The sequence below is a fragment of the Natronoflexus pectinivorans genome (assembly GCF_004345615.1).
Classification (GTDB): Bacteria; Bacteroidota; Bacteroidia; order Bacteroidales; family Marinilabiliaceae; genus Natronoflexus; species Natronoflexus pectinivorans.
Map to the genome: position 1 here is coordinate 97370 of NZ_SLWK01000011.1, position 22153 is coordinate 119522.

Annotated in this window: 15 protein-coding genes; 5 read left to right on the forward strand and 10 right to left on the reverse strand. The window is 40.4% G+C overall.

Annotation, left to right across the window (positions count from 1 at the left end; genetic code table 11):
• Positions 1 to 19 precede the first annotated feature (19 nt).
• The 3 genes from EV194_RS13470 to EV194_RS13480 all read left to right on the forward strand — a co-directional run bounded on the left by EV194_RS13470 (position 20) and on the right by EV194_RS13480 (position 5194).
• Complete coding sequence (locus EV194_RS13470) at positions 20 to 3235, forward strand: type I restriction endonuclease subunit R (protein ID WP_132434555.1); 3216 nt, start codon at positions 20 to 22, stop codon at positions 3233 to 3235.
• A gap of 19 nt (positions 3236 to 3254) precedes the next feature.
• The gene (locus EV194_RS13475; RefSeq protein ID WP_132434556.1) at positions 3255 to 3698 is read left to right on the forward strand and encodes a hypothetical protein; all 444 of its coding nucleotides are present in this window, start codon (positions 3255 to 3257) and stop codon (positions 3696 to 3698) included.
• 83 nt (positions 3699 to 3781) lie between these two features.
• On the forward strand, positions 3782 to 5194 hold the full coding sequence (locus EV194_RS13480; protein WP_132434557.1) for an exonuclease domain-containing protein: 1413 nt from the start codon (positions 3782 to 3784) through the stop codon (positions 5192 to 5194).
• Positions 5195 to 5241: 47 nt separating this feature from the next.
• Here EV194_RS13480 and EV194_RS13485 read toward each other — a convergent pair whose 3' ends face one another.
• From EV194_RS13485 to EV194_RS13505, 5 genes are all read right to left on the reverse strand, one after another.
• Positions 5242 to 5682: a septal ring lytic transglycosylase RlpA family protein gene (locus EV194_RS13485; RefSeq protein WP_132434558.1), complete on the reverse strand. Its 441-nt coding sequence runs from the start codon at positions 5680 to 5682 to the stop codon at positions 5242 to 5244.
• A 26-nt stretch (positions 5683 to 5708) separates the two neighbouring features.
• Entirely contained in the window at positions 5709 to 7958 is a 2250-nt protein-coding gene (locus EV194_RS13490; protein WP_165921898.1) for a TonB-dependent receptor, read from the reverse strand.
• Positions 7959 to 8283: 325 nt separating this feature from the next.
• A complete protein-coding gene (locus tag EV194_RS13495; protein WP_132434560.1) occupies positions 8284 to 9732 on the reverse strand; it encodes a PQQ-dependent sugar dehydrogenase in 1449 nt (482 codons plus the stop codon).
• Between the two features lie 227 nt (positions 9733 to 9959).
• The gene (locus tag EV194_RS13500; protein WP_165921899.1) at positions 9960 to 11993 is read right to left on the reverse strand and encodes an ATP-binding protein; all 2034 of its coding nucleotides are present in this window, start codon (positions 11991 to 11993) and stop codon (positions 9960 to 9962) included.
• Between the two features lie 198 nt (positions 11994 to 12191).
• Positions 12192 to 12524 carry a hypothetical protein gene (locus EV194_RS13505; protein WP_132434562.1) on the reverse strand — a complete coding sequence of 111 codons (333 nt, stop codon included), beginning with the start codon at positions 12522 to 12524 and terminating at the stop codon, positions 12192 to 12194.
• 603 nt (positions 12525 to 13127) lie between these two features.
• Here EV194_RS13505 and EV194_RS13510 point away from each other — a divergent pair.
• Positions 13128 to 15662, forward strand: a complete 2535-nt coding sequence (locus EV194_RS13510; protein WP_132434563.1) for an AsmA family protein — start codon at positions 13128 to 13130, stop codon at positions 15660 to 15662.
• A gap of 78 nt (positions 15663 to 15740) precedes the next feature.
• Here EV194_RS13510 and rplS read toward each other — a convergent pair whose 3' ends face one another.
• The 5 genes from rplS to nrfH form a co-directional block, all read right to left on the reverse strand.
• Complete coding sequence (gene rplS / locus EV194_RS13515; protein ID WP_132434564.1) at positions 15741 to 16088, reverse strand: 50S ribosomal protein L19; 348 nt, start codon at positions 16086 to 16088, stop codon at positions 15741 to 15743.
• 488 nt (positions 16089 to 16576) lie between these two features.
• Positions 16577 to 17053, reverse strand: a complete 477-nt coding sequence (locus tag EV194_RS13520; protein WP_132434565.1) for a HigA family addiction module antitoxin — start codon at positions 17051 to 17053, stop codon at positions 16577 to 16579.
• 141 nt (positions 17054 to 17194) lie between these two features.
• On the reverse strand, positions 17195 to 17677 hold the full coding sequence (locus EV194_RS13525) for a hypothetical protein (RefSeq protein ID WP_132434566.1): 483 nt from the start codon (positions 17675 to 17677) through the stop codon (positions 17195 to 17197).
• A gap of 608 nt (positions 17678 to 18285) precedes the next feature.
• Positions 18286 to 19803, reverse strand: a complete 1518-nt coding sequence (nrfA, locus tag EV194_RS13530; RefSeq protein ID WP_132434567.1) for an ammonia-forming cytochrome c nitrite reductase — start codon at positions 19801 to 19803, stop codon at positions 18286 to 18288.
• 275 nt (positions 19804 to 20078) lie between these two features.
• A complete protein-coding gene (nrfH, locus tag EV194_RS13535) occupies positions 20079 to 20660 on the reverse strand; it encodes a cytochrome c nitrite reductase small subunit (protein ID WP_132434568.1) in 582 nt (193 codons plus the stop codon).
• A gap of 1286 nt (positions 20661 to 21946) precedes the next feature.
• Between nrfH and EV194_RS13540 the strand changes: the two genes are divergently transcribed.
• On the forward strand, positions 21947 to 22153 hold a 207-nt coding region (locus tag EV194_RS13540; RefSeq protein WP_132434569.1), incomplete at its 3' end, for an Ig-like domain-containing protein.

The following is a 22153-nucleotide window of genomic DNA, read 5'->3' on the forward strand; positions in this document are numbered from 1 at the left end:
TTCATAACGTCAAATAATTATGACCAAAATAACTGAAAACGACATAGAACTTTGGGCCATTGAGGAACTTGAAAACCTTGGATGGCAATATGTGCATGGCTCAGCGATTGCACCGGACGGAGCATCGCCGGAACGAAACGCATTGAGTGATGTCGTATTAAAAGGTCGTTTGCAGGAGGCCATTGCCCGCCATAACCCTCAAATCCCTTTTGAAGCCCGGCAGGAGGCATTAAAAAGCGTAGAGCGTATTGTTTCTCCTGACCTCATGGTTAACAATCAGAACTTTCATGAGCTATTAACAGAGGGTGTGCAGGTTGAATACCGTAAAGACGGCATTCAGCGTGGCGACCGGGTTCAGTTGGTAAATTTCAACAACCCCGGTGAGAACGATTTCCTGGTGGTGAATCAGTTTACAATTATTGAAAACAATAACAATAAACGTCCCGATTTAATCCTGTTTGTAAATGGATTGCCGTTGGTGCTGTTTGAATTGAAAAATGCTGTGGATGAAAATGCCACATTGCATTCAGCATTTAAACAGATTCAAACCTATAAGGAAGCCATCTCAAGTCTGTTTATCTACAACACGTTTTGTGTCATATCCGACGGAGTTGATGCAAAGGCAGGTTCTTTATCGGCCGGTTTCTCTCGTTACCTGGCTTGGAAAACCAGTGATGGCGTTAAAGAAGATTCTCCATTAACAAGTCAGTTAGAGGTGTTGATAAAAGGCTTAACCCATCCGGTTACGTTATTGGATTACATACGCCACTTTATTGTTTTTGAAGAAGATAAGCATATAGATATCAAAGGAATTGCCACAGTAAAATCCATAAAAAAAGTGGCTGCCTATCATCAATACTATGCCGTAAACAAAGCCATAGAATCGGTTAAGATGGCATCGGCTGACCATGGCAGCCGAAAAGGCGGGGTGGTTTGGCACACGCAAGGCAGCGGCAAGTCACTTTCAATGGTTTTCTTTAGCGGTAAATTGGTTTTGCAGCTAAATAATCCGACCATCTTGGTCATCACCGACCGAAATGATTTAGACGACCAACTGTTTGACACCTTTGGTTCATCAAAACAGTTGTTGCGGCAAGTTCCCATACAGGCCGAGAGCAGAGAACACTTAAAAGAGTTGCTGAAAGTGGCTTCCGGAGGCATTGTTTTTGCCACCATTCAGAAGTTTCAGCCCGAGGATGGTTCAAATGTATATGAACAACTCTCGGATCGCACAAACATTGTTGTGGTGGCCGATGAAGCCCATCGCACACAATATGGGTTTAAACCAAAAACAATTGATGTAAAAGATGATAAGGGAAATGTAATTGGCCAGCGTTTGGTGTATGGTTTTGCCAAATACATGCGCGATGCTTTACCCAATGCCACCTACCTTGGTTTTACAGGAACACCTGTTGAATCAACCGATGCCAATACCCCTGCCGTTTTTGGCAATTATGTTGATATTTACGATATAGCACAAGCCGTAGAAGATGGTGCTACCGTTCCTATTTACTACGAAAGCCGATTGGTGAAAATAAATCTCTCAGAAGAAGGCAAACAGCTCATTGAGGAGCTTGATGAAGAGTTGGCTAAGGATGAATTAACCGACACTCAAAAGGCTAAAGCTAAGTGGTCAAAAGTGGAAGCCATTATTGGCAGCGAAGCCCGATTAAAGAAGGTGGCTGAGGATCTGGTTTTTCACTACGAGGAACGTACCAATAGCGGATTAGAAGGCAAGGCAATGATTGTGACCATGAGTCGCCAAATTGCCGTTGATTTGTACAATGAAATCATAAAAATACGCCCCCATTGGCATGATGCTGATTTGGATAAAGGGGTGATTAAAGTGGTTATGACCGCTTCATCTTCAGATGGATCGGGTATGATGAAACATCATACCTCAAAAGAGCAGCGCAGAGCATTGGCCGACCGAATGAAGGATACCACCGACCCTATGAAATTGGTTATTGTCAGGGATATGTGGCTCACTGGTTTTGATGCACCAAGTATGCACACTTTATACATCGACAAACCAATGAGAGGCCACAATCTGATGCAAGCCATCGCCAGGGTAAACCGGGTATATAAAGATAAACCGGGTGGTTTGGTGGTAGATTATTTTGGTATTGCATCCGATTTAAAAAAGGCACTCTCTTTTTATTCCGATAGCGGAGGTAAAGGTGATCCGGCAGAAGCTCAGGAAAAGGCGGTTCAATTGATGTTGGAAAAACTTGAAGTGGTTTCTCAAATGTTTGCTGAAAATGCTGTCTGGCAGCATTCGGGTTATGCCATGGCTGCCGAACCAAAAATTCCTTATGGTAATGGCTTTGCTTATGAGAATTATTTTGATGCATCCGTTAAAGAGAAGTTGGGATTAATCATTTCTGCCGTTGAGCATATTCTCAGTTTGGAAGAGGGTAAAAACAGGTATGTAAGAGAAGTCACAGCTCTGTCAAAAGCCTTTGCGATAGCCTTGCCTCACGACGAAGCCATGGACGCAAAGGATGAAATTGCATTTTTTCAAGCCGTAAAAGCCCGAATTCAAAAGCTCGATATGGGAGCCGTTTCAGGTGGCAAAACCGATTATGAAATTGAAACCGCCATAAAGCAAGTGGTGGATCAAGCCATCGTGTCGGAGCAGGTTATAGATATTTTTGATGCAGCAGGAATTAAAAAGCCGGAATTGTCTGTATTGGATGATGATTTTCTTGAGGAGATGAAAGAGATGAAGCATAAAAATCTGGCTTTGGAAGTCCTCAAAAAACTGCTCAATGATGAAATTAAGATAAGAGCCAGACATAACATCGTTCAAAGTCGCTCGCTCATGCAAATGTTGGAATCGTCCATCAAGCGCTATCAAAACAATCTAATCACCGCAGCCGAAATCATTCAGGAAATGATTGATCTTGCCAAAGAGATTAAAGAGGCGGATAAGCGAGGCGAAAAAATGGGATTATCGAAAGATGAGCTTGCATTTTACGATGCTGTTTCATCAAATAATAGTGCCAAAGATTTACTTGGCGATGAAGTTCTTCTGAAACTTGCAAGGGTGCTTGTTGAGCGCGTTAAGGCCAATGCAACAATTGACTGGACTGTAAAGGAGTCTGTAAAAAAGAAACTGAAAGTCATTGTAAAACGCACCCTTCGGCAATATGGTTATCCTCCTGATTTACAGAAACTCGCAACGGAAATAGTGCTACAACAAGCAGAAGCGCTGGCCGATTTTTGGAATTGATAATTCAAATCGCAATACAATGGCAAAAAGATTTAAAGCCGGGGCTTATAAAACCGTTAATGGTTTTTTGTATGTGATATCTAATGAACCGTTATTAAAGCCCGCAAAAGTAGATGAAGTTATTATTGTGCCGAATGCCGTAATGGATGCATTAAGCCCAAAGTCTTATAAATACATTTACAATGATGCTTTTATTGAGCTGTTTAGAGATTTGAATACCTTCGAAGCTGTAAAATTATTAGTTGAAAAACTGAATGGAGGTGATTTAGAAAAGAAATCTGCTATTGAAATTAATGACTGGACTAAATATCCATTATCAACTACAGGGTCTAAAATAAGATCCTATCTGCAAAGCTTTTTACCAGCTGATTTTTCTGTAATTTTTAAAAATGGAAGTTCCATTGTTATTAAAGATTTGGTTCACCAAACCACTTTAGGTAAAAATGGCTTTATATTGTTTTAGGATATTGATGGGAAAGAATTCTTTAAGTTTCCGAAGGATAGTGTTAATGCTGTTGAGCGATTGCTAAAAAAAAGATTGAAGACATGGATATTAACAAACCTACTCCCATAGAAGAAAGATACTCAGGTGAATTTCAAGATATTTTATTTGAGGGTTTTGGTATTAAAAGATTTTCCGAAGGCCATAAATATTTGGGTGAATTTAAAAATGGAGAATTTAATGGGAAAGGAGCTTTATCTGCACCAAAATATGGAGAAGAATATGAGGGAGAGTTTAAGGATGGTGTTTATCATGGTAAAGGGCAACTAACTCTTTCTACAGGTGCTGTTTATAGGGGTGATTTTGTGGATAATGAATATCATGGTCAAGGTGTTTTGAGTTTTAGTGATGGAAGGCGCTATGAAGGGCAATTTGTTGACAGTGAGTTTAATGGTCATGGCACGTTAATTTTTCCCGATGGGAAAAAATATGTTGGTGAATTTGAAGATGATGAGTTTAATGGCAACGGGGTTTTATCTTATCCGGATGGGCGAATTTATAAGGGCGAATTTAGGGATGGTAAACCAGATGGTTCAGGTGTATTAATTCATACAGACGGATATAAATATGTTGGTCAATTCAAAAAGGGGTTACGATATGGATCAGCAACTATTATTTCACCTGATGGATGCAGGTATGTTGGTGAAGTAACAGCTGGGTATTACCATGGTAAAGGAATATTGCGCCACCCCAATGGATTGGAGTATATAGGAGAATTTGCATATAACAAATACAATGGACGGGGTATATTATCTTGTCCTGAAGGAAGAGTTTTTGATGGTTTTTTTTTAGAAGGGGAATTCCTTAAGGAAGGGCAGAATTCTTCTTTTGAAAGTGATCGTGAGATGGATTGTGACAAAAATAACGAAACATCCCGCGCTGACATTACTTATTTATTTTTTGATGCCGAAACGACAGGATTACCAAAAGATTATAAGGCTTCGGCAACTGATTTAAATAACTGGCCTCGATTAGTACAATTGGCGTATATCGTTTTTAATGCTAGCGGAGAGAAAATTGATGAGGGCGATTTTTTAGTTAAACCTGAAGGATTCTTAATACCTCCAGAGGCAACGAAAGTTCATGGCATCACAACAGAACAGGCTCAAATGGAGGGAGTGGATATTGCCACTGTATTAGATAAATTTCGTTCATTAGTTGAAGACGCTGATTTTCTTGTGGCTCACAATATTTCGTATGATCAGAAAGTTGTTGGTGCAGAATTTCTTCGGCATGGCTATGAGAATGTTTTGAGTAAAAAGAACCAGATTTGCACCATGAATTCTACAATTGAATTTTGTGCGATTAAAAACAAGTATGGTTATAAATGGCCATCATTATCAGAATTGTATTTTAAACTGTTTGAAACTGGCTTTAGTGATGTACACAATGCATCAGCAGATGCATCAGCAACTGCCAAATGTTTTTGGGAATTACGAAGAAGGAATATATTATAGCATGAAAATATATAGAGAGACTCTATTTAAACATTTGCATATTGCTATTATTCAATCACCTCAATTTTCACATATATCAATCCTTTTCTCAGGTTATTGATGGAAGAAAAGGCAGACCGTGAGAGATCAATCACCCGATTATCCACAAATGGTCCCCGGTCGTTGATGGTAACCTCTATGCTGTTTTTTGTTTCCATACAGGTAACCAGCACCCTGGTTCCTAATGGCAGATATTGATGTGCTGCAGTGGGCAAATGATGGTAATATATTTCGCCCGATGCGGTTGGGCGTCCCTGAAAAAGATTGGCGTAATAGGAGGCAATGCCGAACTCAATGTATGGTTCCGTTTCGGGTTCAGTGATTTCAGGCTCGTGCCCGGAGGGCCAAATCAATGCCGCAACTGTCATTATGAGCATTAATATCAGCGCTTTTTGCATAACCGGTGTGCCAAAAACCTTCTCGCGTATGTGCATAAAATCCTTTAGCATTGAGCTGTTTTTGAATTTGTTGTGCACTAAATGTTGACTCTCAAATTTACAAAAAATCTGCGAGGAAGCCCCGGATAAAAGTATCTTGGCGGTGTGGTTCCAAATGAGGGGGCATTGACCAAAACCATGGAGGCATGGTGACGATCAAGAAGGTTCTGAACACCTGTTGAAACTCTTAAATCTTTTATCCATCCGTTTGTATATCGATAGTTTAAAGATAAATCGATGAGTTCATGGCCTGAATAGGATATGGTGTTGGCATCATTCAAATATTGGCGGCTGATGTGTTGAAATGATGTGTTTAGGCTGAGGTTTTTTAATAAGGTATTAGTCATTGAAATATTGAGTGAACTACCGGGTAATCCCGGTAGTTTTTTATTGCGAAAATCTAAATCATCCTGCTCAAAACGTCCGAATTTATTCCGCATCAAGGTATGTGTAACCCTGAGTGAGTGTTCCGGAAAAAGCAAGGGATTGGTGATGTGAACAAATGCAGATGATTCTATGCCGTAATGAGTTGTTTTCCCGGCATTTTCTCCGTAGAAGACATCCTCGGCATCGCGGCGTGTCATCAGTAAGTTTTGGATGTTTATGCGGTAGGCGGTAATATCCAGGTTCAGGCGGTTCGATAATAATGAACTTCTGATGCCTCCTTCGTAATTTATTCCCTCTTCGGGTTGTAAGTCCCGGTTGATGCTGCCATCAGGCAGCAGCGCTTCTTCCGGTGAGGGGGCAGAGAATCCGTGTCCAACTGAAGCAAACAGATAATTCCCTGTCCACAATCTTTGGTTAACGGCCACTCTGGGTGATATAACAGGGGAGTAGCGATGCGTTTCAACCGGTTCGTTTTGGGGAAAGAGAACATTGGTGCGATAAAAGAGTTGATGCAGGTTTACGCCTGCCGTTACTATGGTTCCGGTTTCAAACTCCTTTTCTGCATGTGCAAAGAGGTTGTAATAGTTTCTGCGTTCTCTGCTGTGAAATTCCTGCTCACCTCTTTCCTCTCCAATGGTTTCAAATATTTTCCATTGGTAATTCTCGGTAAAGAGTTCTCCACCAAGAGATAAGGATATGCTGTTTCCTGAATATAGAAGCTGTTGACGAACACCGATGGTTTTGGTCAGTTCATCCAGAGTGTTAAATGGACGCGGTTCATAAGCATCGTTGTAGATGCCGTATATAGCGATTCGGTTGCTGATAAGAGGTGTGAGTTGCGATTGCAGGGATACTCCGGCCTGCCATTTATTGTAGCTTTGATAACCCCTGATGGCCAGCCAGTTTGCAGCGGCACTCCGCGGATTGCTTAAATAGGTTTCACGGTCGATGGAACTGGGAATTTGCGCCATCAGATCCACATGGTTGAGGAAAAAAGTAAGTTTGTGTTGAGATGCCTGAGAGCGATTCAACGAAACTCCTCCTCGCACTATGAAGTTTGACCGCTCATATCGGCTGTTTTGACGATAACCATCCATGGTTGTCCTGTAAAACGCACTACTTAAGTAGGATGCAGAATCTCTGTGGGACAAAGAAATTCCGCCTCGCAAGAGATTAAATGAACCGGTTTCTGTCAGGGCAGTAACATTCCAGCCAAGTGGAATGGGTGCGGATCGGATAACTATGGTTCCACCCAATCCCGGCCCATATAGTGCCGACGAGGGGCCTTTTATCACTTCAACTTTTCCCATCTCGTTAATTTCCAAATCTTCGACAATAGTTGCACCATCGCCGCTCGTAAGCGGGATGTCCTCGTAGTATGCTTTGATGCGATTGGATGCATAGGGCGTTCTGCTTCCGATTCCCCTGATGGTAAGTCTGGCGGTGTTGAGTGCTCCGGCCTGCATCTGAATGCCGGGAATTTGTTCAAGATGAGGTCTTATATCTGTTTGTTGTCCTGTTTGAAGTAGATCCCCTTCCAAAACTGAAATGCTTCCGGGTATGGCCGACCTGATTCGGTGAAATGGGGTCGCTGTCACCAGCACTTCATCCAGTTGGCTTTCAGAAGGGGTTAGAAAAATCGTTTGCCGGTCGGTGACCCCATCAATAAAAATTTCTATGTTTTTGTATGAAATATGAGATAAAACAACAGTTTGACATGAAATATCAGAAGGCAATTCAATTTCTCCATGCAGGTTGCTCACAGCAACCTGCTGTCCGTTACAAAGCAAATAAACAGCCGGTATAGGCTGTTTATTTAATTTATCCTGAACCAAAATTGTCTTTTGTCCCAACGAAGCCGCTGACCAAAACAACAATGCAAAAAACAGTATAATCTTCATCAATTCCATTCATATTTGTCACCTTCGGTGACAGGTTCAATTGTGTTATATTATTTAGTAATGATTTAATTTCCTTGCTATAAGAGAATTCCGGTTTCCCTTCTCCTTATATGCCTTATGTGGTTAAGAATTGCACACCTATGGCGTGCCGTGGTTTATGGTGGTTGTGTATTTTCTATTCATATTTGTCACCTTCGGTGACGCGCACACCCCTTGTTTCTCTAACACCCTTTGACCTATTCCACTAATAACCTAACCACCCAGCACTATCAACTTCAAACCTCTAACTTTAAACTTTAAACTCTAAACTTAAAACTTAAAACCTTCATTCCGCCACCGGCACCAGTCTGAAAATAGCTCCCGGATTTTCAACAGCCACATAAACGTATCCGTCGGGGCCCATCTCTACGTTTCTAACGCGTCCAATTTCGCGAAGCAATATCTCCTCATGCACCACTTCGTTTCCTACTATTTCATTTCTAACCAGGTATCTAAAACTTAACGAGCCGGACAAAATGCTGTTCTCCCAAGCTTTAAATGGCTCTCCGGTTACAAATGCCATTCCGCAAGGAGCTATGGAGGGTGTCCATTCAATCACCGGTTGTTCCATGCCTTCTTTTTCGGTTTTCTCCGTGATGACGCTGCCATCGTAATTGATACCATAAGAAATAACCGGCCATCCGTAATTTAGTCCTTTCTCTATGATGTTGAGTTCATCGCCTCCTTTTGGGCCGTGCTCATGCGACCATAAAACACCCGTTTCTGGGTGTTTTACCAAGCCCTGAGGGTTTCTGTGGCCGTAGGACCAGATGGTTGCCATGGCTCCTGGCTCGTTGACAAATGGATTGTCCTGTGGTATGGTTCCATCATCGGCAATGCGGTGAATTTTTCCGGCGTGATTGGTCAAATCCTGTGCATTGTCCCAGTTGCCCCTGTCACCAATGGAGAAATAGAGGTATCCATCATCTCCGAAAACCATTCGTGAACCAAAATGTACTGCGTTTCGAGTATCCGGCAATCCTTTAAATAACTCTTCCTTGTCCACCAGTCGGTTGTCCTGCAAACGAGCCCGCATGATGGCGGTATTGCCACCTTGTGAAGGGCCTTGTGGTCCGTATGTGGAATAGGCCAGGTATAGCCATCCATTGTTTTCGTAGTCGGGGTGCAGACGAACATCCATTAACCCGCCCTGGCCGTGAACAAAAATGGGAGGGAGGTCTTCAATCATGCTGACAAATACGCCATCTCTAAAACGGAAAAGATGCCCGCTGCGTTCTGCTACCAGCATATCTCCATCTGGAAGCCAGGTAAGTCCCCATGGAACTTCCAGACCGGTTGCAACAGTATCGAGACGGAAGGTTATTTTTTCAGATTCGTGAATTTCACCGATATTGGGACGGTAATCGTGACTCCGGCTAGCTTCCTTCATATCGGTCAGAATGTAAACAGCCATATCGTTGATTTCTCTTGCGCTCAAGGACTGACCAAAGGCAGGCATTCCCGATTCAATATCACCATCCCTGATGATGGCGATCATATCTTCCAGGGGCATGTTGAACATGGCTTCGCGGTCTTCACCGGCAAAGCGCTCCATGTTGAGTCCGTGACAAGAGGCACAGTACCGCTCGTAATTGGAAATGGCCAGTGCTTTATCCGAAATATCCGAGTCGAAGGATATTTTCTTTGAATTGGAACATGTGGACGCCGTAACAAGCCAGAAAATGGCCATGGTTAAAGAAAGAAGCAAAAATGTAAACAGATGTCTGAAATTCATAATGTTGGTTTTAACAGGATTTTGTGATAAACTTTCTACTTTAAACTAATTTATAAGCATAAATTTAAACAGTTGTTAAATATAGATAAATTTACCGGTTCTTTTGATCTATATCAAGTTGTTAACACCAAAATAACATCGTTGTTGGTTAGATTGTTTTAGATTTTCACACTACCGACGGATTAATTTAATATAGATTTCTCGCAATGCTCGAAATGACGAAACTTTCAGGAGGAAAATTTTGACATCTGTTCATCACTGATCAAACTGTCGTTTGATTTTGTTGTTTCAGGAATATAAGTTGGAAGAGTAAAACAGATTTTTGTTCCTTTTTTAGGCTGAGAACATGCCCAGATTGTTCCTCTATGCATTTCCACAAACTCTTTGCATAAAATAAGCCCCAATCCAGTTCCGCCGGCGTCTCCTGATTTTTGAAGGAAGAAGGTCTCTTTTTCAGCGAAAAGACTTTCTAATTGATTGGCCGATATTCCAATGCCCTGGTCTTCAACAGAAATTTCCGCAAAACCAGTTTTAATGTTAATACTTGCTGAAATAGTAATCCTGGTGTTGCCGGCCGAAAACTTGATGGAGTTGGAAATCAGGTTTCGCAATATGGTTTTAAGCATTTGAACATCTGCAAAAACATAAACGTCTGATGGAACTGAAACTTCAAAACTAAGTTGTTTTTGATTGAGCGATACATCTAATAGCTTAACGACCTGATGAACAACCGGTTTTAGTTGAATTTTTTCGGAAGAAAAATGTATGTTCCCCTTCTGGCTGTTAGCCCATGCCAATAAGTTATCCAATAGGTAATAAAGAGATGTTGATGACTCATGACTCATCTTTAAATAGTCCAGTATCTCTTCTTCGGTTTGATGGGGATTAACTGCATAAAATCCGGATAAATCACGCAAACTGCCGATGGGGCCTCTCAGGTCGTGTCCAATAATAGATAGAATACGGTCTTTGGCCAAATTGCTTTGATTGAGCTCGACGTTGATCCTGTGAATCTCCTTATCACGTGCCAGTAATTTGCTGTGCGACTTACGAATACGTTGTTTCTGTCTGAAAAAAGTCACTCCACCAATAAAAAATAGAATAGACAAAATGGCAATGACAAACAATATGATTAAGATGTTTCTGAAGCTGGCTTTTTGGAGTTCATCTTGTGCCTTAAGCAGCTCAATTTGGCGCTGTTGGTTCTCAAACTGGTACTGTTTTTCCAATTCCAAAATATGAGCGGCTTGTTGGTCCTTCCACAGTTCAGAGTTTAGATCAATATATTTATCTAAATATAGCAATGCGGAGTCTGGCTGGTTTAAGTTTATGAATGTTTGTAACAGATTATAATATACGTTACTTAATAGTTCCTCATTGTTCGTGTTTTTAGCAAAATCTGCCACCGAATAGAGATTTTTAATGGCTTCGGAAAAGTTTTTTGTCCTATTATAAATCTGTGCCAGATTGTTTTTAACGTTACTGATACGCGTTGAATCATTAAGTTCAATATAGATCTTCAGACTTTGATTAAGAAAGTCAATTGCTTTATCGTATTCATTGTTTTGAATAAAAATGGAAGCCATGTTAAATGCGGCATGTCCATATTGAATACTAGGTGTTTCAGGGTGCTCAATAATTTTAATGAAATGCTCCTTGGCTATTGAATAATTACTATCCATTAAATGAGCTGCACCAATTGCAAATAGTACGGATAATAATAATTGATTATCATTTGATAATTTGGCATATTCGTAAGCGATATCTAATTGATGCATTGCATGATTTAAGTTCCTTAAACGCAAGTATATTCGAGCCATATGGAGATGTGCTTGCGCCAAACCATGGTGGTTATTCTCTGTCTGATAAATATCTAACAATTTAAGACAAATTTCCTGACTTTTTTCAAGGTTGTTTTGGTTACTATGCAAATGAAAAAGTCTGCGTAATGTATATGTGTGCATTTCTTTTTCAATATCAGGAACGTTTAAAAGTTGGTTGTATTTTTTAATGGCGAGATCTGGATTTAACTTATGCTCGTAATGAATTGCGGTACAGAGAATGAGGAATTCTTTAAATTTAGCATTTTGATTGATGTGATTAAATAAATTAAGGGAATCATTTTTGCTTAAAGGGAAGTAACTGGAAGTGAACTCTGCCAGTTCTATGATTTCTGGAATTGCTTTATTGCTTTGATGCATTAAGAATTGCTGATAAACTGAGTCCGCAGAGAATTCTGTTGCATTTACTATTAAATGCATACAAAACAAAAAATAGGCTAACACAGCTTTTATAAACGGAATCTGATTTTTAATATGTGTAAAGCAGAAATTCATAGTTTAAAATAAACTCTGTCTATGATTCGTCAAGAAAAACTCGTAAATAAAATTGCTCCGAATTAAAACACAACCGGAAATATTATTATTTCCGGTTGAAGCATTATTTATCAGGAATCATCATCATGGCCACTCATATTCAATTACAAGCCCTTTGTTTCCCCCACCTTTTGCCCCTGCTTCTGCTAATTCCAGTTTTATGCCTCTTTCAAGCAGTCCAATATCTTTTCTTTTGATTTTGATACTGAAATCAAACTCTTTCAGGCTCTTTGAGCCTCCGTTATAATCAATGGTTATTTTACGGTAGTATTTGTCGTCACTGATTTTTCCGTCACCACTGATTTTGGTTTTGCTGTCGTCGGGTAACAACGCACTCACATTCAGAATAAACTCCTTTAAATTTCCTGAGTTGTCGTTTTCATACCCGAGGTTTACGTAGGGTACCAGTTTTTCCATTTGATTTTTTTTATGGGTTAAAATATTATTTACCATTGTAAATATATTAAAAAATCAATTTTTTTGGTGATTCGTTCCATCGGTTATTATTGAAAACTTGACCAAATTCAGTTTTTCTTAGACTAAATGATTGATTAGTAGTTTTATTTAATAGTAATCATATAATAGATTTCTCGCTTCGCTCGAAATGACAAGCTGTTGCGTTGTGAGAGGAGAAGGGGTTCTTGCGGCGAAGCCGCAAGAACCCCTTCTCCCGCCTTGACCTCCTGAAAGTTTTGTCATTTCGAGCAGAGCGAGAAATCTAAATTAATTAGCCGGTCAGTAGTGATTTAATACATAATAATGTGTAAAATATCTTGTTTTCACCCCTCCAAACATCCCCCAAGTGGAAGGCTTAAAGTTCCCACTAATGTTTTTTGCTTTATTTATAGGCGTATGCTAAACTTGTTTTTGATAGGTAAAATGTTTTTAATCAAATACATAAACTTGTCTAACATCTTGAATTTTGAAATTCTAACGATCTATTGATGTCTGTTCCTTTCCTTTTATTAAATTTGACAAAAAGACGACAATATATTAACCCATCATTTAAAGTAGTATTTCATGAAGAAGTTTTTGAAAATATTTTTTGGTGTATTGGCGGGAATTTTCCTGCTGTTGTTAATTCTTCCTTTCGTGTTTAAAGGAAAAATTGAAGCTAAGGTTCAGGAGATCATCAACGATGAGATACATGCAACGGTTTCGTGGGACAAGTTCTCCTTATCGCTCATTAGAAATTTTCCCAATCTGCACATGGGATTGGATGGTCTTACCGTTATTAATGATGCCCCTTTTGAAGGTGATACGTTGGTACATGTGGGGAGATTTTCTCTGGCTGTTGACGTAATGAGTGCCATCAGGGGAGATGCCATCGACATCCGTTCGGTATTGGTGGATAAACCCATCATCAATTTAAAGGTAAACAGTGATTCAATTGCCAATTGGGACATTGTTCCCGAATCAGACGCACCTACTCCTGTCGCCGAAGAGGATGCTGCTGAAATGCCATCTTTCAGCATTCAGTTGCAATCTTTCGAGATTCGCGATGCAGCTCTTTCTTACAGCGATGCCACCATGAATTTAAAAACCTCCTTGAAAGGCTTTAACTCCAGAATTCGTGGAGATTTCACCGATACATATACTACGATCAACCTGGTCAGCAATGTGGAGGCCTTCGATCTGGAAATGGACAATATTCGTTATCTGAACCGTGCCACCATTGATTTAAGAGCCGATGTGGGTGCCGATTTAGAGAATATGGTCTTTACTTTTGAGGACAACGAATTGATATTTAGTCGTATTCCTCTGTTTATAGAAGGATATGTTGCCATGCTTGACGAAGGTTATGATATGGATTTACGCATGGCTGCCCGTCAAACGGAATTTCGCACACTTTTGGCACTGGTGCCTGAGGCTTTTATGCAGGATTTGGATGGATTGCGAACTGAAGGTTCGCTTGCTCTGGAAGCCACGGCTAAAGGTAAATATATTGATGAAGATCATCTTCCGGCATTTAACATCCTGTTGGATGTGAAGGACGGAGTGATTCAATATCCAGATTTGCCAAAATCCATCAATAATATCCAGATTTTCTTTCAGGTTGATAATCCCGGAGGATCAATGGATAATACCATCGCCGAAATCCGCACTTTCCACTTTGAGCTGGACAACAATCCGTTTGATGCCAATTTGCACATTTCAACACCCATTTCAAACGCGGTGTTTAAAGGAGCCATGATAGGTTCCATTGATCTGGCTTCGCTGGCCGATGCCATTCCCATGGACAGCATTGACTTAAAGGGATTGATCACGTCCGATTTAACACTGGATGGTGATTACAACATGATTGAGAATGAGCAATATGAAGATATCAAGGCCAATGGAAATGTGACGCTCACTAATTTTGAATTCCGTAGCCCGGATTTCCCAATGGGAGTGATCATAAGTGAGGCCGACCTGTTTTTCTCACCCCGTTACTTAGAGTTGCGTTCTTTTGCCAGCAGGGTAGGAGAGAGCGACTTTGGATTGACCGGCCGACTGGAGAACTACCTGGCATATGCTCTTAAAGATGGAACGCTTAGAGGTCGCCTGGATCATGTAAGCCAGTTTATCAATACAAATGAATTGATGGCTTTGGCTGGTGATGAGCCTGTGGAAGCCGATCAGGAAGCTGAACCATTGCAAAAAGTATTGATTCCCGGTAACATTGAGTTTAACATGAGTACCCGAATTGACCGGATATTGTATGACAGACTGGATTTAACCAATACCACCGGAAATCTTCAAATTAAAGACTCTCGTGTGGTGATGAATGGGTTGAGGACGCACCTTTTAAATGGAAATATGGTGATGAATGGTGAATACAACACCCAGGATACCATTCGTCCTTTCGTGGATTTTGACCTGGCCATAAACTCTTTTGATATCAATATGGCTGCACACTCATTCAGCATGGTGGAATCTTTTTTGCCTGTGGCAAAAAATGCTCAGGGGCAGGTATCTTCTTCCTTCAAGTTTAATACCATCCTTGGTGACGACATGAGTCCGCTTCTCAATACATTTAATGGAGCCGGAAATCTTCGCTCAAATAACATTGAGGTGAGTGGATCAAAAGTTCAGGATGCCATGGCTACCATGTTGCGTGATGAAAGGTATAAGGTTGCCAATGCCCGCAATGTGAGGGTCAACTTTACCATCGAAAATGGAAATCTAACCGTTGAACCTTTTGATGTTGAGGTGTTTGGAAAATCGGTTAATATTGCAGGAACACAGAGCCTCGACCAGCAGATGGACTTTACCATGCGCATGCCGGTGAGCCGAAGTGAAATCAGTAACGTGGCAGGGTTGTTGGGTGGAAATATTTCGTCGTCGGGTGGTGACGTGATGCTGGGTATAAATATTACCGGAACTCCAACCGATCCTAAGCTTTCAATCAATGCAGATGATTTGCAGAGAGCGGTTCGCGATGAGGTGCGTCGTGAAGTGGAACGTGCTGCCGAACGCGCAATAGAACAAGGCGTGGAAGAGATTCTCAAAGATGAGAACGTGCAGGAAAGAATTGAAGATGCCGGGAGAAGATTGAGAGACAGATTTAGATAGAGTGGGTGAATAATAAAAAACCGTCCATCATTTCTGATGGACGGTTTTTTTAATGTGAAAAAAGAAAAAATATTATCCTTAAACTCTTTTCTCTTTAATACGAGCTTTTTTACCGGTAAGTTCACGGAAGTAGTAAATTCTTGCGCGACGAACTTTACCTTTTCTGTTCACCTCAATTTTATCAATAAAAGGTGAGTTGATTGGGAAAATACGCTCAACACCAACGTTGTTTGACATTTTCCTTACAGTAAATCTTTTGCTAACACCGGCTCCTTTTACTTGGATTACAGTGCCACGGAATACCTGAACACGTTCTTTGGCTCCTTCTTTAATTTTGTAGTGAACAGACACAGTATCACCGGCTCCAAATTCGGGAACCTCTACTCCTGTGTTAAAGGCCTCTTCAGCAACTTTCATCAAGTCCATTTTCTTTTGCTTTTGAAGATTAAACTTAACCGTGCAATATTGTCTGACCCCTATGTTCAGCAAGAGATTACACGAATGAGCCGCAAAAGTACACTTTTACTTTTAATTATGGAAGAGAATTTTATTTTATTTTTTGGCAGATCAGGTGAAGAGACTGTTTAAATTTTTATAAATCTGCATTGAATATTTTTGGAACATTAGATGCTGAGTAAAGCGAAGTCCTGCAATGTGGGATATGACATTTAGACTGATAGACAAGATTAAGCAGAAAATAAGATCAATCTAATCTTCTTTCTCAACTACTCTATCTGCCTGATCCCGAAAACCTCGGGATAATAGTCTTCGTGTCTATAACGGTCACATAGGATACGTTGGGATTTGCTGGCGTCATCACGGTCTGCCGTTACAAATGCCGATGCGGGGCAGAAATATTAGTGTAAACACCAAAACCCCAATGTTTTATATCTGATGTTGTAACGCATTTGCTTCTAGGTCATCAAATCATTCAATGAGTAACTATTAAATCTCCTCGTTTTGGTTTTTCTGATTTTTTTAAGTTCGTTTTTTGCTTGTATTTCAATCCAAAGCATTGGGTCATTGTTAAAAATCTTTCCCAAGATTATTGCTAATTCATAATTAATCGGTCGCTCTCCTTTAATTAACTTGTTCAAATTAGAGGGATTTATTTCAATATAGTGAGCAAATTTCTTTTGTGTAATGTCTAATGTTTTCAAGTATTCTTTTAAAAAATCTCCCGGAAGCTTAAGTTCGGTTTCTTCGGATTCCAAATAATCTTGCATTTGAAATTTGATGGACAACAATTCAATCTCCCTTTGTTGTGCTTCTGACCGTTTTTTTGCTTTATTCAACAATTTTGCTTGGAAATCTTTAAATTCATCTGTCCCAGTATCCATTGGGTTTGTTAACATCCCATTTGTTGGTTCTGTGCTGTTATTTCGTTTCATGTGTCTAAAATTTGTTTTTAAGTAATCACATGGAACTCGCCATCATAGTCATGCTTACTTCGACAGGGCTCAGTACTTTGCCTGTGTGAGAAAAGCTTTGACTTCGTCGATCTGGCGATTCTCATGGCTCGTTTCATCGTTTTATTTTTCAAGGTATTCATTAATCAATTTCAGTCCGTTCTCACTATCAATATACATTCGCTGTCCAAGTCCTATTGACGCACCATATTTTTCGGAATACCATTTTATTAGGCTTGTTTTCGCCATAAAGGTTAGAAATCCTTTGTAAGAACTTTTCAATTTAAAACTTTCTTTACAAGCAAAAGCAATTAAACAGCCGGCGACATAATCATATTTCTTATTTTTTCGCCCGATGTTATGCGGTGCTATTTCTAAAACATTCATAATGAGCATTTCATTCTCTGTTTTTAGTTGTAATGCACCTTCAACACTTGGTTTTAGTCCAATTGTTCTTAAAATGAACATTCTGGAATGTTCATCTTTGCTTAATTCTATCCAGTTGAAATTCCAGCCATCTTTTTTTAATGGTATTTCATTTGGTTCAGGGACAACAATTTCTGCTTTTACTAATTGGTCGTTTTGTACGTCTAATATGTAAATCATTTATCTGTTTCTCTTTTAGTAAAGATAATCAAAGTTGTCTAAATTGTGTAATTAAATCTTATCAAATAGTCTTATGGAGTCATTTTTTAATGCGCTACAACATGTTTAAACATTGCTAAAATGTCTTTTGGGTTACAAAAGATATTCCAATCTTACGTTAGATGTCAGGGCTACGCCCCTTGGATTTACAGGATGATGTATTGCTACTAAGATATAAGGGCTACGCCCCTTGGAAAACTTGCCATGTATAGTCTTACGAAGATGCCACATTTACACCCATGTTTATATGTATTTAAATAATTTTTCAGGGGCGCTAGCCCTGTTATCTTCGTAGAAAAAGGATAAATGAATGAAACGGAGGGGCGTTAGCCCTGAAATATAAAAACAACACTAATCTAAAAATCCGATGACTTACATATTCGTAAACCATCGGATCTTCTGAAGCATTATTTTAATAACCTGTTGTCCTTCGCTATCCTTTCTCCTTTCACCGTTCCCCTGGGCTCCATCCCGGGTTATGATATTACACCCCTTTGGGGCTTGTGACAACTTCATTCCTGTAACCCTATTTCCCTGTCACCATTCTTCCTCCGGTCTCCGGTTTCTTGTTAATTCACCCTCACATCATATGTCGCTTCCCGTTCTCTGGCGGCTTCAAGCCATTGTGGGACAACTGTGTTCAGGAATTTCTCTTTGTCAGCCTGGCGTTTTGGAATATCAAGACCAATGTACTCCTGTGCTTTGGCTTTGGTTGAAATATCGGGCATGGGAACAGGTTCGGTGTGTCCAAGTGAAGCTAACAAGCGAGCTAGTTTTACACGTGCATCCTGTGCTTTTGTTTTACCGGTTGATATCATTCTACTGGTTTCAAGTGGATTATGAAATGCGTTTCCATGGCCTGCAGCTGCAAAGTCCCAGCGCCATTGTGCATGACGAATATCCATTAAAATATCGTGCATTTGATCCTCTGTTGCTCCCAAATCCCAGGCAAAAGCCGCTTCGATGTGCGCCTTAACTAATTGATCTTCCAGCTGTGTGCGGATTTCGTAAATTTTGTCTTGACGATCGTACACATTTTGTACTAGTCTGGCAGTCTCTTCACGGTGACAAACCTGACATGAATTGGCCACATTGTTCAGCGGACTCTGGATGTGGTGATCGGTGAATTTCATTCCACCTTCACTTTTGTATGGCATGTGACAATCGGCACACGATACACCACGATCGGCATGAATTCCAGTGGACCAAACTTCATAATCGGGATGCTGAGCCTTTAGCATGGGAGCACGGCTTAGTCCGTGAACCCAATCGGTAAATCCAATTCTGTCAAAGTAGGCCTCAATATCATCAAAATTCATCCCATCATCCCATGGAAAAACAAGATAGCTATTAACTCCCTCAACCACGTTTGAACTGAAATAGTATTCCACATGGCATTGTGCACACACAAGGCTTCGCATCTCCTGGTGTGAGGCTTTGGTAATATCTTTTCCCTGGCGCTCAAAGGCTTCAATCAGTGCAGGACGTGTGATGTGCAGATTCATGGTCTCGGCATCGTGGCAATCGGCGCAACCAATGTGGTTTACCACTTCTTCGCCCAACATTTCCCAAGTGCCTGAGTAGAACTCCGCAATGCCATGCTCCTGCATCAGGCGGGGCACATCGGAACTTTTACAGGTCCAGCAGGTGTTTGGCTGAAAAGATTTTTCTCCATCCATGGGAGAACCAACACGAAGGGTGTTATACACATCTTCAACAGCATAGTAGTGTCCACGTGGTTGGTTGTAGTCCATTGAAAATGCATAGCCACTCCACAAGATTACCATTCGGGGGTTGTCGGCCAACGCATCACGCAAACCGGATGTGTTGTATTTGCTGGAAAAAGTAGTATCTGCCGTATTCATGTACGACTGATATTGGCGAGGGAAATTCTGACCCCAAACCTCGTTACGAGGTTCGTATTTGTCGTGTTTTACCTGCGGAGTATAGGCAAAAACAGCTTCAGCACGCCGTTCAACTACGGTGGCTGCAAATAGCCCGAGTACAAATACAACGATCATGGTGGCAAAGAAAATTAGCCATCCCATCCAGGGCTTCTCTTTTATGATTTCACTGATTGGTCTCATATCAATGGATTTATTTAGGTTGCTATTTAAATTCTAAACGCAGAGGGGCAATGACGCATAATTTTAATAAGATATATTTCGATTGTAATTCTATGTTATTTGCAAAACAACTAATGATTGAAAAAACTTAAAACTCTAAACTCCTAACCCTAAACCCTAAACCCTAAACTTCAAACTCTCTTTTCCCGCTCCCCCTAACCCCCTGAAGGGGGAATCCCATCCGCACAACTCAACCCAAAACTCAATTTCTTTCCCTCCATTTAACCTATCTTCCCCTATTTCGTCAACCCACGTAACCACTCCGGCACCGGGCTGGTGGGTACGGGTACTCTCGCATCGGGAACGCTGGAAATACTATTGACCGTTCCATGCGGCACATCCCTATGGCATTCAATGCAATATCTGTCGCCTATGTTGGGATGAAAATCAGGACGCATGGTATAAAGTTTGGTATCGTGAATCTGCTGGGAATGACAACGGATACAGTTGTTCTGCACCACATCTTTGCCCTCCTGATGGATGGTGATGACCTGTGGCTCAAGACGGAAAGTAAATACATAAGCATGATTCATTCCGGCTTTTGCTTTAAAAAGATAGTGGTTGAAAAGATTGTCATGCGGCATGTGACAATCACTACAAGTTGCCACCTCGCGGTGAGAACTGTGACTCCAGGTGGCATATTGTGGTGCCATGATGTGACAGTTGACACAGGTCTCCGGTGTATCGGCCAAATATGATGGAACTTTTGCCATGTGGATCACGAAAAATCCTAAACCTGCAAATATTCCCAGTAGGATAATTACGGGGAATTTCCACTGATCTGGTGGTACTAGCCACTTGAGAAAGGGAATTCGCATAGTGTTTGGTTTGGTTGTTTATAGAGTAAAGATATTAATAAGTACTTAATTTCTGAATAGGGAAGTGTCTTTTTTTGTTAATTTATATTTAGTCTAATTAGGGTTTTGAAACATATGGAGAGACAGGAAATCGGAGACCGAAGACCGGAATGATCTTTTTTGATGGAAGTTAACTCATAATTAAGTATTTAAAAACACTAATAACAGTGGGAGGTGTCGCCGTAGGTGACAAATGTGGATAGAAAAGAGACAACCATCTGACTCGCGGCACGCTGTAGGTGCGCAATTTTACCACATAAGGTATATAAGGAAACAGGAGACGGGAGAACGGAAACCGGAATTCCTTTATAGCAAGGAAATTAAATCATTACTTAGGGGTTGCTGAAAAACTCTTAAATAATTGATAGTTTGCAATATATATATATATGTTTTCAATCATTAAAGTGCAAGCTTTTTTAATATAACTATTGCATTTCCGTGCATTGAAAAAACTAGAAATAATGGAAACTTCCGCCTTTGAAAAATGCCGTTAAAAATAACAATGTGACAGGCGTAAAAAATATGCGTTGTTTGAGCGTAGCGAGTTCGCAGATTTTAGCCTGACACATTGTTATTTAGGCAATTTTTCAGCAGCGGCGGCATTTTTTGCTTACTTTTTTTTGCTGTTGCGTAGCGAAGCGGATCACGCAATACCTTAAAAAGAAAACACAATATGAGTAAAAAAAGTAAGAGCCCGTCCGGCTTGAGGACAAAAGAAATATAATATTGGTCTGCAGACTTTTTCAGCAGACCCTACTTAATAATTTAACACAATTAGTGGTGTCGCCGTAGGTGACAAATATCGGTAGAACAGACGCAACCGCCATAACCCTCGGCAGGCCGTTTGTGTGTAATTTTTTTAACCATAGAAGACATGTAAGATACCTTAGCATGTCGCCGTAGGTGACAAATGTAGGTAGAAAATCGCAACCACCATCCCCCCCGGCACGCCATAGGTGTGCAACAAAAACAGAACAACCGGCCTTTACAACCAATCTGAACTACATTACAACTAAATCTACCGGCAAAAACAACCTTCACCACTTAATTCGCCATTTTCATCAACATTTTCAATATTTTCCGTATCTATTTAACACTTATTTTCGTAAAAATCATTATAATTACCAGTAATTTTGTAGTTCTTTATTCCTGAGTCCTATACCCGGGAGTATAAGAACTTTTTGTTGTGTTTCAAGGTAAACTTTTATATAAAGTTACAACCTTCTCAAAACGAATAAAGTACTATTATGAAAAATATTTTACTAAAGGCAGGTTTGTTGGCAGTGGCTTTGTTGGTATCTGTGGGAGTGGTGGGGCAGGCACCGGTGGTGGATATATATTCCCCACTACAAGGAGCAACAGAAGTAAGTTTAGATGCTAACTTAGAGTTAACTTTCAACCAAGAGATTACTAAGGGATCAGGAGGTAATTTAAGTATAATCCGTAGTTCAGAT

Excerpts from the sequence above, each read along its gene's own strand:
- EV194_RS13470 (WP_132434555.1), top strand. The coding sequence starts at position 20 with ATGACCAAAATAACTGAAAACGACATAGAACTTTGGGCCATTGAGGAA.
- EV194_RS13475 (WP_132434556.1), top strand. The coding sequence starts at position 3,255 with ATGGCAAAAAGATTTAAAGCCGGGGCTTATAAAACCGTTAATGGTTTT.
- EV194_RS13480 (WP_132434557.1), top strand. The coding sequence starts at position 3,782 with ATGGATATTAACAAACCTACTCCCATAGAAGAAAGATACTCAGGTGAA.
- EV194_RS13485 (WP_132434558.1), bottom strand. The coding sequence starts at position 5,682 with ATGCTAAAGGATTTTATGCACATACGCGAGAAGGTTTTTGGCACACCG.
- EV194_RS13490 (WP_165921898.1), bottom strand. The coding sequence starts at position 7,958 with ATGAAGATTATACTGTTTTTTGCATTGTTGTTTTGGTCAGCGGCTTCG.
- EV194_RS13495 (WP_132434560.1), bottom strand. The coding sequence starts at position 9,732 with ATGAATTTCAGACATCTGTTTACATTTTTGCTTCTTTCTTTAACCATG.
- EV194_RS13500 (WP_165921899.1), bottom strand. The coding sequence starts at position 11,993 with ATGCATTTAATAGTAAATGCAACAGAATTCTCTGCGGACTCAGTTTAT.
- EV194_RS13505 (WP_132434562.1), bottom strand. The coding sequence starts at position 12,524 with ATGGAAAAACTGGTACCCTACGTAAACCTCGGGTATGAAAACGACAAC.
- EV194_RS13510 (WP_132434563.1), top strand. The coding sequence starts at position 13,128 with ATGAAGAAGTTTTTGAAAATATTTTTTGGTGTATTGGCGGGAATTTTC.
- rplS (WP_132434564.1), bottom strand. The coding sequence starts at position 16,088 with ATGGACTTGATGAAAGTTGCTGAAGAGGCCTTTAACACAGGAGTAGAG.
- EV194_RS13520 (WP_132434565.1), bottom strand. The coding sequence starts at position 17,053 with ATGAAACGAAATAACAGCACAGAACCAACAAATGGGATGTTAACAAAC.
- EV194_RS13525 (WP_132434566.1), bottom strand. The coding sequence starts at position 17,677 with ATGATTTACATATTAGACGTACAAAACGACCAATTAGTAAAAGCAGAA.
- nrfA (WP_132434567.1), bottom strand. The coding sequence starts at position 19,803 with ATGAGACCAATCAGTGAAATCATAAAAGAGAAGCCCTGGATGGGATGG.
- nrfH (WP_132434568.1), bottom strand. The coding sequence starts at position 20,660 with ATGCGAATTCCCTTTCTCAAGTGGCTAGTACCACCAGATCAGTGGAAA.